The following is a 13,303-nucleotide window of genomic DNA, read 5'->3' on the forward strand; positions in this document are numbered from 1 at the left end:
GTCATATGAGTATACGTCCATCTAAAATTGTGTGTGTCGGTCGTAGTTATGCAGCGCATGCCGCAGAATTAGGCAATGCGATTCCAGATCGTCCAGTCTTATTTATCAAACCGCCCAGTACCTTGATTTCTTTGGAAGAAGGCATTTCTTGGAATGAAAATTGGGGCAATTGCCACCATGAATGTGAATTAACTTTACGTATAGATCAGCCTTTAAAAGGCGAAACCAATCCTGAAAAGGCACTTGAAGCGATTGGTGCAGTGACTTTAGGTTTGGATTTAACCCTACGTGATTTACAAGATGACTTGAAGAAAAAAGGTCAACCTTGGGAGCGTGCAAAGGCTTTTGATGGTGCATGTGTTCTTGCTGATTGGGTAAGCTTAGATGAAGTAAACGATTGGTCTGCGATCACGTTTGAATTTGCGGTAAATGATCAAGTTCGTCAAAAAGGGGATACTTCATTATTAATTTTTGATATTGGTTATTTATTGGCAGATATTAGCCAAGTTTTCTCTTTGGAACCCGGTGATGTGGTGATGACGGGTACGCCATCAGGTGTCGCGGCATTGGCTTCAGGGGATCAATTAACCATGACGCTCAATGGTCAAAGCCAAGATTTTGTTTGGAAAACATTTGTGAAGTAAGGTTTGCTATTTCAAATTTATAGTGAACACAAACGGATTAAAGCGAAGGTTTTAATCCGTTTTTTATCATCCATGATTTAATAAATTTGATTGGTCATGTCTAAATCAATAGATAAATGACGTCAGTTCGAGATAAAATCTGATGTAAGTTATTGAAAAGATAGATTAGGCACAACGGAGTCTTACCGTCTAAAGTCCGACGTAAGGATTAACCCACTTCGTCTTGCACTTCGCTTGAAATATATTTCAACCTTGTTCAGGTTCGACCTGAGAGGTACTACCTCGCAAGGCTTTCGGGATGAGTGGTACTGCCACGCAAGGGCAAAACCATTTGTCAGTCGCGAACTCGGCAGATACTATCAAGTATCTAATATATCGCAAAAACAGTATATTACAGATCTTGCGGAATATATTCCTCATGCCTCGAACAATGCGACTGACATTTCCGCGTATCATATAGTTGGGAACATATCTTATCTCGAACTCAGGTTAAATAAGTTAAATCAACGATGTAGTAATTTTCTAAACTGATCAGGCGTGATTTTCATCCAACGCTTAAACATATTGATAAAGGCTGATGAATTGGCATAGCCCAAATCCAAAGCAATATTTTCAACTGTTCTTCCGTCATCTAACATCGACATGGCTTTCATCACTTTTAAACGTTGTCGCCACTCATTCAAAGACATGGAAAGTTCTTTCAAACTTAAACGTGCCAATGTACGTTCAGTCATATTTATCTGTTTGGCTAAATCTTCTAAAGTGCTGTTATCCGCAGGACAGGTATGCAAAAAATCTAATAATTGTTTAAGTGCAGGATGTTCTGTATGCGGCAAATAACTTCCTATGCGTTCTGCATGATGCAGTTGATCAAGTAGTACTTGTAATAAACGTAAATACTTAGGTTCTGCCTCATCCATTGGGTGGCGTTTCAGATGTTGTAAAATTGCAGAGACCAATGGTGAGGATAAAAGAATACCTGCTTGTTGTGGCAAATGTTCACATAAAGATTCATGGATATACAAGGTTGCATGCGAGACCGAAGTTCGGTTTAAACCACTGTGGTTTACATTGGGAGGTAGCCAAATTCCATAAGGAGGTGGGGTTATATAATTGATTTGCTCAATATTAACTTCCATCACACCATTAAATGCATAGACAAATTCGCCCCATGCATGACCATGCTCAGGGTAAACAGATAAAGCAGGATCATCTCGGAAATGCAGCCATAACGGCGCCTCAATCACATCATTGGTTTTGAGCTGTGTTGTATATTCAGTTTGAGCGTTTATTTTTTTTATCATTTGAAAATGCCTGAATAAAAAGATTTGTTGTCTGTTTTGAAGTATATCCTACAAAATTGACAGGATTATAGTGTATTCAAGATATTTCTATTTGAGTTAGATCTGTGGATATGCGCAAAGCAATTGATGTTCAGGCATCAAGTTTAATGATCGTGTTATGTATGATTTGGGGCATTCAGCAAGTGGTGTTGAAAATCGCTGCACCTGATATTTCACCCATTATGCAAATCGCAATCCGTTCAGGCTTATCTGCGCTTATGGTTTTGCCCTTGATTCAATTGCAACAAGGGGTAAGCTTATTTTCTAAAGAATATTCTATACCAGGCATTTGGATTGCTTTTTTATTTTCAGCCGAATTCTTTTTTGTAGCAGAAGCATTACGATTTACCTCAGCTTCTCATACGGTGGTTTTGTTATATACCGCGCCGATTTTTGTGGCTTTAGGATTGCATTGGAAATTACCCACTGAACGTTTGGCGATGATCCAATGGGGAGGGATTTTTATCGCTTTCCTCGGAATTGTTGTGACATTTATGGGGCGGGATGATCAGGCTGTCGGTTCCGACATGCTGTTGGGCGATATTTTAGCGCTGATTGCAGGGATCATGTGGGCACTCACTACGATTTCTTTAAGATTGACCAAATTGTCTGATGCACATCCAACTCAAACTTTGTTTTATCAATTACTTGGTGGTTTTGTGTTTTTATTCCCTTTGGCTTTTATTCTAGGACAAGCTGAAATTCATTGGACTATGCTCGCTATAGGGAGTTTGGCTTTTCATACCTTGATCATGTCGTTTATGAGTTTAATGCTGTGGTTTTGGCTGTTGCGTCATTATCTCGCCAATCATTTAGGTGTTTTTTCCTTCCTCACACCAATTTTCGGTATGATTTTTGGAGTGATTTTTTTAGATGAACATATAGAAATGAATTTTATTTTCGGTACAGGATTGGTCTTGTTTGGGGTGATGATCGTCAGTTTACATCAGTGGATTGAAAAGAAATTACATTTTACTGAATCAACGCAATAAAGATGAGCGATGTGTATTGGCTATGCCGTATTTGAATAAACTGAATAAATATACATGGATGGGTTTATCCTCAATTCTGATCTGGGCAAGTTTGGTTGCTGTAGTGAAGTTAATTGCTGAGTCTTTAAGCCCGATTTTAGCCATTGCATTGATTTATAGTTTTAGTGCGCTGAGCATTTTATTGTTGAATGGTTTTCCTCAAATGAGTCGCATGCCAAAAAGCTATTTATGGGGATGTGGAAGCCTTTTCGTCCTCTATGAAATTTTATTTCTTAGCTCAGTTGCTTTTTCACATGACCATGAACAAGTGTTAATTATTGGCATGATTAATTATTTATGGCCGCCGTTAACCGTTGTCTTGGCAATTTTTGCAAAGCAACTCAATTATAAGCTGCCCGTCATTTTAGGTTTTATTCTCGCCATTTTGGGGTTGATGATGGTGGTTAACCCTGATGTTCTCAATCTTTCAAAGTTCTTCTCGGTATTACAGAAAAATCCTGTGGCTTATAGTTTTGCATTGATTGGAGCAATTTTGTGGTCTTGCTTTAGCGTACTGACTAAAAAATACGCGCAGGGGCATAACGCCGTTCCCTTGTTTTTTGCTGTGACGGCACTGTCTTTATGGATTGTACATTTTGTCTCTGCTGAACCTTTTACTTTCCCTAGTTTTGAAATGTGGGGTGCGATTGCGCTTACAGGAAGTTTGATTGGTGTTGCATATAGCAATTGGAATCAGAGTTTACAATTTGGAGATATGAAATTATTGATTTTAGCGACCTATTTTATGCCGATACTTTCCTCTGTGATGTCGATGCTGATTTTAGATGCAATACCACAATTGGCCTTTTGGATTGGCACAATTTTAGTGACAATAGGCGCAATCATTTGTTGGAAAAGTACAGCTGAAAAGTAGTAAGACAATACCTACTAAACAGCTGTTCATTAGCCAAAACTACTCGCTATTTATCATCTAAAATTGCTGAAAGCGGTATAGATAATTTAGCGGCTAGATATTCATCAGACTCTATGAGTGATGGGCCAAGTTTTTGCATCCAAATATCATCATCATGAATATTTTTAACATCATCTCGATCTGGCAAAGTATAAGGCAACGCCTTATAAAATGACCAAAAATCAATGGTATCTAAATTTCGAATCAGTACATATTCATCGTTATCTGTACGTTTGATCAAGTTTTGTTTTTCCAATAACAAGACGTATGCTGGCCAACGACCAATTTCACCACGACCTAAAATTTCAAGTGCCTCGGCATCTGTAACCGTCTGTCCAGTTTGTTGTTTTTTATAAAATAATTCTAAAATATCCAAAAGCATTAGAACAGGATGGCGAGTCTGTACTTTACCTGTATGGAAGGCAGTGAGAGCGTAGCTGATTTCAACGCCTAAAAGGACAATATTCCATGACATGAAAATCCATAATAGAAATATTGGAATTGCTGCAAATGCACCGTAAACAATGGTGTAACTGGTGAAGTTGGTCATCACAAAACCAAACAGATTTTTGAGCAATTCAAAAACAATAGCACTAAATAATCCTGCAATCGCAGCAGCTTGGACTGGAACACGACGATTAGGAATAGTCCAATACAAGATAAAAAAGCCAAGTACAGTCAGTAAAAAAGAAATGATCCAAAACACCGCAGCACCATCAACTTCATAGCCTGCAAAGTTATTGCTCAGGATATTCATAGACGCCAATGTTGAAGAAATGACAAAAGCACTGCCGAGTAAAATCGGGCCGAGTGAAATAATCGTCCAATAGCGCATAAAACCAATGATGCCATTGCGTGTTTCTTGAACTCGCCAAATCCGATTAAATACAGTTTCAATACTGGTCAGCATCATTACTGTGGTAATAAACAGAAACAGCACACCAATAATGGTTAAGTTGCTGGAATTATCTGTAAAAACATTAAAGGCTTTATCAAAGGCAATACTGGTTTTAGGCAGAAAATTACTATAAATCATTTGTTGTAATTGCTGCCGAGCAGGTTCCAATGCTTTGATTGACGAAATAATCACTAAAAAAACAGTCAGCATAGGAACAACAGCAAACAAAGTGGTATACGTCAAAGATCCTGCTTGTTCACGACAACGATCAGTTTCAAAACGACGAAGTACAAAAAGTATAAATTGAAACCACATCTGATCATAAAAAGGGAGTCTTTTAAGTAATTTAAGCATATATCTTTTATCTCAATTTTTTTCAGCATATATTCCACTTTCATGGTCTAGCTTACCCAAAAATGAAGCAAAATACCGTATAGTTTATTTTTCAAATTTGAATATCTACAAATATGCAAGCTTATGTTTTAGTTTTATATTACAGCAAATATGGTTCTACTAAAGATATGGCACACTTAATTGCCAATGGAATCGAGTCCGCAGGTGTTGCGACAAAAATCAGAACCGTACCGAATCTTTCAACAGTAGTCAAAGAGGCGGAAGCCAGTATTCCTGAACAAGGGGATATTTATTGCACCTTAGATGATTTGCAAAACTGTGCAGGTTTGGCATTGGGCTCTCCAACCCGATTTGGTAATATGGCATCTGAGATGAAATACTTTTGGGATCAAACCACAAGTCTTTGGCTAAATGGCGCATTGCATAATAAACCTGCTTGCGTATTTACCAGTTCAGGTTCGATGCATGGCGGACAAGAAAGTACTTTGCTGACCATGCTTCCGCCTTTATTCCATCATGGCATGATGATCATGGGTTTGACCAATGCCAATCCTGCATTATCCAATACCAAATCGGGCGGTACACCGTATGGTGCCAGTCATGTGAGTGGGCCTAGACATGATCAGGGCTTGAGTCAGGATGAAAAAGCATTATGTGAAGAGCAGGGTAAACGTTTAGGTGAAGTGGTTAAAAAGTTGATGGCTGGAGCAGTTTAATTTTTTAGCTCAAATACGCTGGATATTTGTATTTAAAAGATTAAAAATAAAGGCTTTATCGTATTATACAGCGATAAAACCTTTATTTTTTCTATTGATTTTATTCAGGTTTTTCGATGCTTTCTACATTGAAACGGTGTTTGCATTTTTTACATCGATAATCAAAGAAAATATTTTGATCAACAATTTCGCCTGCTTTTTTACCAAAACGTCTGCCGAGGAAACCGCCTGTAATTCCAACACTGATCGCACCAACAAATGTGCCCACTGTACCGCCAACAATGACACCTAAAGGGCCTGCAACTGTTCCAATCGCCGCACCAACTGAAGCACCCGTAGCAGCTCCACCGACTGTTCCCGCCGCCGCTCCCGCAGAGGTGAGTAATACGCTACCTGCTTTTCCAAGTAGCTGTTCGTGGTCACTTCGTTCGAGGTCTGTTGAACCACATTTTGGACAGCTTACTGTATTTTCTTTATCCATGAGGGATTTGCCTTTAGGGTATATTCCGTTAAAAGTTCACAACCTGTCTGATGATGTAACGAATGATTGAATCATCATAATGCGATCACTTGGTTTTACTTTAGATGTGAGTGAATAAACTAAGTGTTTAGATATTCTTGTATTTTAGCTGAACTAAAAATGAAAATATTTATCTGACTTGTAACCTTGTTTGCTTTTGATTGAGCTGATGATGTCAAAACAATTTAAAAATAAACAAAAATCTAATTTTAATTTAAAGCAATGCTTTTATTCAGCCAAAAAGATTTGGTTTCTTCCTGATTTCTTTGCACGATATAACGCTTTATCAGCACGTTTAAAGACACCTTCTATATCCGCATCATGTTTTTTGACTTCAGCAACACCTATACTGACAGTAAGACAAATAATATTGTCATCATAATGAATTTGCATCATTTCAACGGTTGCAAGAATTCGTTTAAAAACTTGAACTGCTTCTGTGCTTAAACATGCAGGCAAAATAATTGCAAATTCTTCGCCACCAATACGTGCCAAGAAATCATTGGCACGTAGAACTTTTTGAATATGTTCAGACATGAGTTTGAGCACATAATCGCCTGCTTTGTGACCATAACAGTCATTCAGCGTTTTAAAATGATCAATGTCTAAGATACCAATACTAAAGGGAATATTGGATTTGAAGAATTGCAACATGGTTTGGTTGCTTTCTTGAATAAATACACGTCGATTAAATGCACCAGTTAATTCATCTGTAGAAGCCAGCACTTCCATTTCCTGAAATTGCAGATGCAACTTAATATTCATGGCTAACCAATTGGCAAGGCATTGTAAAAGGATCGCTTGTTGCTCGCTGTAATAATGCTTTCTTTTATCTGCAACATTTAGTGTTCCAATGCAAATATCGTTGTGAATCATGGGGGCATCCATGCAAGTGCCCATTCCATGCTGAGCCAGCATTTGGCAGTCAAGTTCGTCTGATTGAGTTACATCATCACAAATGATTAATTTGGCTGTAGCAAAGGTTCGACCAACAAAGGTTTGATTGATTGGAATTTTAAAATCAATAGGAATTGCTTGATTTCCAGAAATAGAATAGAGCTTGAGATATTCTTCATCTTCTTGAAGTGTAATACTGGCCCGATCTGCATCAAAAACATGTGATATCCAAAAAGCAATTTTATCCAGCAGATCTTGTAAAGATGCTGCTTTGCTTAAATCATGGATAAAGTCTACGGGAAGTTGAATATAGTGTTCTTCATCCAAACCCGATAGTTGATTTGGATCAAACATTCGCTCAGTAAACTTTTTTTTATTTATCATCTAATTAAATTTCTCAATAAAAAGTTCTTGGCTGAAACGCTATTTGTTTTAGAAAGTATAAAATCGATGGGATGTATTTTGAATTTAATCATTTCCCATAAATTGTCGATTTCTAGCTAGAATATAATGAAATTAAATAATATTCTATTCTCGTGATTATTAATGATAAAAATAAATACTGATTAGAGCAAATTTAGTATTTTAGTTATACTTTTTGACTATAAATTATAAAAAAGAGCACTAAAAGTGCTCTTTTTTGTCACACATCTTTGTACGGGTTTATTCCTGCACAAAAGTCACTGTACCATTTGCCAATGATTCAACGCGATAGCCTTTTTCAAGTAGCAAATCACGACCCGGTTGGAATGATTTTTCAATCACAATGCCGATACCTACAACTTCAGCTTCAGCTTGATGAATTAAATCTGCTAAACCTAAAGCCGCTTGACCATTTGCCAAGAAATCATCAATTACTAAAACTTTATCGCTTTGGTTGATATGTTTTTTAGAAATCGCAATCGTACTTTCAACTTGTTTCGTGAAAGAGAATACTTTTGAACGGTATAGATCATCTTTTAAAGTTAAAGATTGATATTTACGAGCAAAAATAACAGGGACACCAAGCTCTAAACCCGCCATTACTGCAGGTGCAATACCCGACGCTTCAATCGTAATGATTTTGGTAATGCCTGCGTCTTTAAAAAGACGTGCAAATTCTTGACCAATCAGTTGCATCATGACAGGGTCAATTTGGTGGTTTAGAAAAGAATCGACTTTCAGAACTTGATCAGATAGAACGATACCTTCAGCTAAGATTTTCTGTTCTAGTGCGTGCACAGGGAGAATCCTCTAGGAGCAAGGTGCTTTTTCAAGCAAAAGCGTATTTTAAAAAGCACCCAAAAAAATGCAAGCTGAAATTGACTAAATGGTGAAAAATCTCTTATTTTTTGTAACTTGTTAAGGTCAAGTTATAAGATGTTTTACCATCAACATGTGACATTTTCACAGGTAAATAGTCCAATTGTGGTGCTAACCAAAATATTGAGCTTTTAGAACCATTGTCATGGGTTAATACAACTTTAACTGTATTGTAAGTGCCTGCTGATGTTTTAATCGTTTCAGTCCCTTGTTTTACAAAACGACGTGAATCTAAGCCTTTGGCATCTGCAATCAAGTAATTTGATTTCAGTCCTGAACCTTTTAAATCTTCACGAACTTGTAATTCAGCATTTAACTCATCCAACGCACCTGCTTTCCAAGCAAAAGAACGTGGTTGATCTTTTTTCTTGGTATTGATGGTTTTGGTACTTGGATTAAAATTAATCGTCATCGTATCGTTATGTACCAAAACTTTACTGGTACGACTGAAACTGCTTGAATTAATTTGACCATTGCTAAAGCTAAAACGGCTGGTTTCACTTGCAGATGCGATCGCTGCGGCTTTCGCTGCAAAAACATAAGTCCAGTTGTTGCCATTTTTACTTAAAGTACGTGTTGCTGAACCTAGGTTTTTCCCATTATAAGCAAAGTCATAGCTGGCTTGGAAAGGGCTCATGGCAAGTGCATTGCTTGAAAATGCAGTGAGTAGCATGGCACTCGAAATCGTTGTTGCGATACTGAATGTTTTAAATAATGTTTTTGCCATAATTAAATGTCCTATGCATTTAAAAGTATCATTTATATGTTGTGTTCATTATGCAACTCAATTGCGAACAAAATAGCAAATTTTCCATACAAACTGTGAGTTTATGTATCAATTTTGAATGCTAGACCTTGAAATATAACGCTACTTCTTTTGTTCAATTGGGGTGACTTCACCTTCAATATAATCATCGGCATCATCCCAGTCTTCTACACGGCTTTCTCTAAACTTACTGAGTAAAGCTGCTAAATTGACATTGCCCAAAACAACCAGTTCAGTTTCACGCAGTTCAGCATGATTGACATGAACTTTAGCTAAAGTATCGATAATAGAACGACTTTTACCTAACCAACGATTCAAATCCAGATGTAATAGATCATCTTTGACTTTGATGACATTAAATTTTTCTAAGATCATCCCCAAAGGATCTTTTTTGAGAATTTTTTGGTAGAAAAACAAACCACATGTCACACCCATTTTATAGCCAATATTGGGGTAACTTGCCTCTATGACTTGAGTATCACTAATTTGTTCAAAAACAATAAGCTGCATATCCTTATTGAGTTCCATCTGTACCAATTTTAGGTCGACAGAAAGTACCAAATGCATGCCTTTGACATTGATTGTTGCATAAAGTCTGAGCCAATCATCATGTAAATCTGCATGTAAATCTTCTAGTATTTTGACATTGTCTGTGACATAACGCTTAAATGTGGCGTTTAGGAAGACTTGAGACACGGGAAATTCACGCTCTTCTTCTATAAAACCTTCAGCTTTTTGGTATACTTGTCGAATTCGTTTGGCGATGTTAGAAAGCAGCGTCGGCATAAGTATTGTCCCAAATCATCATCATATTAAGGCGATAAACTTGTCGATTATTAAAAGAAAGCAAGTCTAACGATTGCAGTTTAACAAAAAACATTGCACCATTTTGAATGGTTTGAAATTAGGTTGAGTCTTTCATTAAGTCTGTCACATTATTTGTGCTAAATGTAAGAATAGCCTAATTAAATTAATTTTAAATTTGGCGGTTGGGGAATTTTGTCGGATTAATGTCATGATAAAAAAATTATATGCCAATACAAAGCATTTTGAATCTTGGTGGCAAGATCCATTATTCATCGGAGCTGTGTCTACAGCTGCTATTGCACATGCGTTGTTTTTATCAATGCAATTTGGTATGCCTCAAGAAAATGATGCAGCAACGAAAGAAATTGCGGTTACATTACGCCCAAGTGTAGATAAAGTGAAAGAAGCGGATTTTTTAGCGCAAGCAGACCAGCAAGGCTCTGGAACGTTTAGAAAAGAACATCGTATGTCGAGTGACATGCCTGCACAATCTGTGGATCAAAGTGCAGGAGATCAGCAACTTGAAACTTTGGAACAAATTCAGCAAAAACGTGAATTAAATTTTGAAGAAAAGGTGTTGATGACTGTTTTGAGTTGGCAAAAACAAGCTGAACAAAATGATCGTAAAAAAGCTATGGATGAAATGCAGAGTCAATTCCAAGCCAAAGCTGCAATGGTGGCAAGCTTAGAGGCTCAATATTTACAAAAACAGCAAAATTTTAGTAAACAACAAAAAATTAAAACGTTAGATGGTATTCAAGCGAAACAAGATGCATCGGCAGGGTACTTGGATAAGTTCCGTGAAAAAGTAGAAATGTATGGCAATCGTTATTATCCCGATCTTGCCAAACAGCAACGTCTTTCAGGTGAAGTGCGTTTGATGGTGATTTTAAATAATGAAGGTGGTATTCGTGCGATTCGATTGATTGAAAGTTCAGGTCATAGCATCTTGGATGAAGCTGCGAAAAATTCGGTTCGTAAAGGTGCGCCGTTTGGACGCTTTGATTCTAAAATGAAGGACATTTCAGAATTACGTATTATCCGAACGTGGCGTTTTGATCCTGCTGAAGCTGAGTTTGAAGTGCGTTAAAATTTGGTCAATCTAGTTAAGAATATTTATTCCTATTTTGAATACGATTTTAAAATCTCACAAATCTCAACACTAAAACGCTCATACCAACGCTGTTTACCTAGACGCTGAGCAACCTGATGTTCAGCATCTTTATGCCAAGCTTGAATATCTTCAAGTGAGTTCCAATAAGATAAGGCAATTTCAAAACTATTTTCAGAAATTGCTTCAAATTTTTGACAGTTAAACTCAGTTAAGGCTTTTTCACGTAATTGATTGGCTGTGTTAAAATATTCTTGATCAAGAGATTTAATTTTTGCTTTGAAAATAACGACGTATTTCATGAGTTTTCTTTATCAGTGAATTGTATTTGATCTTAGATTGAATAGTCCCATCTCATGAAGAAGGGACTATTCTTCATTAAATAAATCAGCTTTCTTTGATTGTATAAGGATTTTCAAATCCTAATTTTTTCAAAATCTGTATTTCTAAAGCTTCCATTTCTTCAGCATCTTGCTCAGATGTTTCATGATCATAACCCATCAAATGCAAAGTACCATGGACTAGCATATGCGTGAAATGTTCAATCGGTGTCTTTTGCTGTTCAATGGCTTCTTGTAATACTACGGGGATGCAAATCACCAAATCACCAATCGGCAAAGCATCCAACATCGGTAAAATTTCTTCTGGAATATCACTGGGAAAAGATAGCACATTGGTCGATTTATCTTTTTCACGGTATTCGAGATTAAGCTTATGACTTTCATCATGATCGACACAAGCAATTCCGATTTCACAGTCTTGATCGACATCGATATAACGTAAAGTTGTTTCAATTACTTTTTTCAAATAAGCACGTTTGAGCACCAATTCAGGTGCTTCAAACGATTGTTGTAACGAGAGGTTAAGTTTCAAAACCAGTCCTTAAACATTTTCCTGACTGTGAGTTGCTTGCTCAGTATGTTGAGCGTCAGCTGCCGAGTCATTTTCAGAAATTAAGGCTTCTTGACGTGCTTTACGTTCTGCACGTGCTTCAGCACTTAAACGGTATTGTTCACTGTCCCATCCTTCATACGCTTCGACGATTTTCTGTACCAGCTGATGACGAACGACGTCACGAGAATGGAAGCGAGTGATGTGAATTTCTTTAATTTTGTCGATGACACGTAAAGCATGTGCCAGACCAGATTGTTGACCACGAGGTAAATCAACCTGTGTGATATCACCTGTGATAACCGCACGAGAGCCAAAACCTAAACGTGTAAGGAACATCTTCATTTGTTCAGGTGTGGTGTTCTGTGCTTCATCAAGAATTACAAAAGAATGATTGAGGGTGCGTCCACGCATATAAGCAAGCGGTGCAACTTCAATCACTTGGCGTTCAATTAGTTTTGCAACTTTTTCAAAACCCAGCATTTCATACAAGGCATCATAAAGTGGGCGCAAGTAAGGATCGATTTTTTGGCTTAAATCCCCCGGTAAAAAACCAAGTTTTTCACCTGCTTCAACAGCAGGACGCACCAAAAGAATCCTTTGAATTTCATTGCGTTCTAACATATCTACCGCAGCTGCAACAGCAAGATAGGTTTTACCCGTACCTGCTGGTCCAATGCCGAAAGAGATATCACTTTGCAGAATACGTTGTACATAACGCTTTTGGTTTGCACCACGTGGGTTAATGCGGCCTTTACGGGTTTGTAGCCAAACTTCGTCTAAGCCGGTGTGTTCATTATCAGAAAGGTCTTGTTGTAATTCACGGTCAGTCTGGCTGCCTTGAATCATCAAATGAATGGTATCTGCACTGATTTGCTGAGAGAGTTCAGCTTCAGCATGTAATCGCTGTAATAAACTCTCTGCTCGCTCAACAGCCTCTAATTCACCATCGAGATAGAAACTATCTCCACGGTGAGAAATGCTGACATCTAAACGTTGTTCGATTTGTTTCAGATGACCATTATAAGCACCTAACATGCTTTTTAAACGCTCAACTGAAATACCTGGGAAAGCTACTGTACGTCGAATCGCTGCAGTCAAGAGATATCC

General features: G+C 37.5%; 15 protein-coding genes. 5 read left to right on the forward strand and 10 right to left on the reverse strand.

Annotated elements, in window-relative coordinates; all coding sequences use genetic code 11:
• Positions 1 to 5 precede the first annotated feature (5 nt).
• Positions 6 to 644, forward strand: coding sequence for a fumarylacetoacetate hydrolase family protein (locus ACY45D_RS02510; RefSeq protein WP_463108300.1), 639 nt, complete (start codon positions 6 to 8; stop codon positions 642 to 644).
• Between the two features lie 503 nt (positions 645 to 1,147).
• Here ACY45D_RS02510 and ACY45D_RS02515 read toward each other — a convergent pair.
• Entirely contained in the window at positions 1,148 to 1,945 is a 798-nt protein-coding gene (locus ACY45D_RS02515; protein ID WP_463109405.1) for an AraC family transcriptional regulator, read from the reverse strand.
• Positions 1,946 to 2,052: 107 nt separating this feature from the next.
• Between ACY45D_RS02515 and ACY45D_RS02520 the strand changes: the two genes are divergently transcribed.
• Positions 2,053 to 2,979, forward strand: coding sequence for a DMT family transporter (locus tag ACY45D_RS02520; protein ID WP_463108301.1), 927 nt, complete (start codon positions 2,053 to 2,055; stop codon positions 2,977 to 2,979).
• 22 nt (positions 2,980 to 3,001) lie between these two features.
• A complete protein-coding gene (gene yddG, locus ACY45D_RS02525; RefSeq protein ID WP_463108302.1) occupies positions 3,002 to 3,892 on the forward strand; it encodes an aromatic amino acid DMT transporter YddG in 891 nt (296 codons plus the stop codon).
• Positions 3,893 to 3,938: 46 nt separating this feature from the next.
• Here the strand turns inward: yddG and ACY45D_RS02530 are convergent, their stop codons facing one another.
• Entirely contained in the window at positions 3,939 to 5,183 is a 1,245-nt protein-coding gene (locus ACY45D_RS02530; protein WP_463108303.1) for a YihY family inner membrane protein, read from the reverse strand.
• A gap of 113 nt (positions 5,184 to 5,296) precedes the next feature.
• On the opposite strand from ACY45D_RS02530, the gene wrbA reads away from it, so the two are divergent.
• A complete protein-coding gene (wrbA, locus tag ACY45D_RS02535) occupies positions 5,297 to 5,899 on the forward strand; it encodes an NAD(P)H:quinone oxidoreductase (protein WP_463108304.1) in 603 nt (200 codons plus the stop codon).
• A 100-nt stretch (positions 5,900 to 5,999) separates the two neighbouring features.
• Here the strand turns inward: wrbA and ACY45D_RS02540 are convergent, their stop codons facing one another.
• The 5 genes from ACY45D_RS02540 to ACY45D_RS02560 form a co-directional block, all read right to left on the reverse strand.
• Positions 6,000 to 6,380, reverse strand: a complete 381-nt coding sequence (locus tag ACY45D_RS02540; protein ID WP_463108305.1) for a hypothetical protein — start codon at positions 6,378 to 6,380, stop codon at positions 6,000 to 6,002.
• A 267-nt stretch (positions 6,381 to 6,647) separates the two neighbouring features.
• Entirely contained in the window at positions 6,648 to 7,700 is a 1,053-nt protein-coding gene (locus ACY45D_RS02545) for a sensor domain-containing diguanylate cyclase (RefSeq protein ID WP_463108306.1), read from the reverse strand.
• Between the two features lie 279 nt (positions 7,701 to 7,979).
• Positions 7,980 to 8,537, reverse strand: a complete 558-nt coding sequence (locus ACY45D_RS02550; protein WP_463108307.1) for a xanthine phosphoribosyltransferase — start codon at positions 8,535 to 8,537, stop codon at positions 7,980 to 7,982.
• Between the two features lie 103 nt (positions 8,538 to 8,640).
• A complete protein-coding gene (locus ACY45D_RS02555) occupies positions 8,641 to 9,345 on the reverse strand; it encodes a DUF3108 domain-containing protein (RefSeq protein ID WP_463108308.1) in 705 nt (234 codons plus the stop codon).
• Between the two features lie 141 nt (positions 9,346 to 9,486).
• Positions 9,487 to 10,170 carry a hypothetical protein gene (locus ACY45D_RS02560; RefSeq protein WP_463108309.1) on the reverse strand — a complete coding sequence of 228 codons (684 nt, stop codon included), beginning with the start codon at positions 10,168 to 10,170 and terminating at the stop codon, positions 9,487 to 9,489.
• Positions 10,171 to 10,399: 229 nt separating this feature from the next.
• Between ACY45D_RS02560 and ACY45D_RS02565 the strand changes: the two genes are divergently transcribed.
• Positions 10,400 to 11,281, forward strand: a complete 882-nt coding sequence (locus ACY45D_RS02565; RefSeq protein ID WP_463108310.1) for an energy transducer TonB — start codon at positions 10,400 to 10,402, stop codon at positions 11,279 to 11,281.
• 32 nt (positions 11,282 to 11,313) lie between these two features.
• Here the strand turns inward: ACY45D_RS02565 and ACY45D_RS02570 are convergent, their stop codons facing one another.
• From ACY45D_RS02570 to ACY45D_RS02580, 3 genes are all read right to left on the reverse strand, one after another.
• A complete protein-coding gene (locus ACY45D_RS02570) occupies positions 11,314 to 11,604 on the reverse strand; it encodes an antibiotic biosynthesis monooxygenase family protein (RefSeq protein WP_463108311.1) in 291 nt (96 codons plus the stop codon).
• 85 nt (positions 11,605 to 11,689) lie between these two features.
• Positions 11,690 to 12,175: an rRNA maturation RNase YbeY gene (ybeY, locus tag ACY45D_RS02575; protein ID WP_463108312.1), complete on the reverse strand. Its 486-nt coding sequence runs from the start codon at positions 12,173 to 12,175 to the stop codon at positions 11,690 to 11,692.
• 9 nt (positions 12,176 to 12,184) lie between these two features.
• Positions 12,185 to 13,294, reverse strand: coding sequence for a PhoH family protein (locus tag ACY45D_RS02580; RefSeq protein ID WP_463108313.1), 1,110 nt, complete (start codon positions 13,292 to 13,294; stop codon positions 12,185 to 12,187).
• Between the last annotated feature and the right edge of the window lie 9 nt (positions 13,295 to 13,303).

The organism is Acinetobacter sp. BZX-2, from assembly GCF_055179795.1.

What these genes read in the sequence shown, in the direction of transcription:
- ACY45D_RS02510 (WP_463108300.1), top strand. Translation starts at nt 6, where the DNA reads ATGAGTATACGTCCATCTAAAATTGTGTGTGTCGGTCGTAGTTATGCA.
- yddG (WP_463108302.1), top strand. Translation starts at nt 3,002, where the DNA reads ATGCCGTATTTGAATAAACTGAATAAATATACATGGATGGGTTTATCC.
- ACY45D_RS02530 (WP_463108303.1), bottom strand. Translation starts at nt 5,183, where the DNA reads ATGCTTAAATTACTTAAAAGACTCCCTTTTTATGATCAGATGTGGTTT.
- wrbA (WP_463108304.1), top strand. Translation starts at nt 5,297, where the DNA reads ATGCAAGCTTATGTTTTAGTTTTATATTACAGCAAATATGGTTCTACT.
- ACY45D_RS02540 (WP_463108305.1), bottom strand. Translation starts at nt 6,380, where the DNA reads ATGGATAAAGAAAATACAGTAAGCTGTCCAAAATGTGGTTCAACAGAC.
- ACY45D_RS02545 (WP_463108306.1), bottom strand. Translation starts at nt 7,700, where the DNA reads ATGATAAATAAAAAAAAGTTTACTGAGCGAATGTTTGATCCAAATCAA.
- ACY45D_RS02555 (WP_463108308.1), bottom strand. Translation starts at nt 9,345, where the DNA reads ATGGCAAAAACATTATTTAAAACATTCAGTATCGCAACAACGATTTCG.
- ACY45D_RS02560 (WP_463108309.1), bottom strand. Translation starts at nt 10,170, where the DNA reads ATGCCGACGCTGCTTTCTAACATCGCCAAACGAATTCGACAAGTATAC.
- ACY45D_RS02565 (WP_463108310.1), top strand. Translation starts at nt 10,400, where the DNA reads ATGATAAAAAAATTATATGCCAATACAAAGCATTTTGAATCTTGGTGG.
- ACY45D_RS02570 (WP_463108311.1), bottom strand. Translation starts at nt 11,604, where the DNA reads ATGAAATACGTCGTTATTTTCAAAGCAAAAATTAAATCTCTTGATCAA.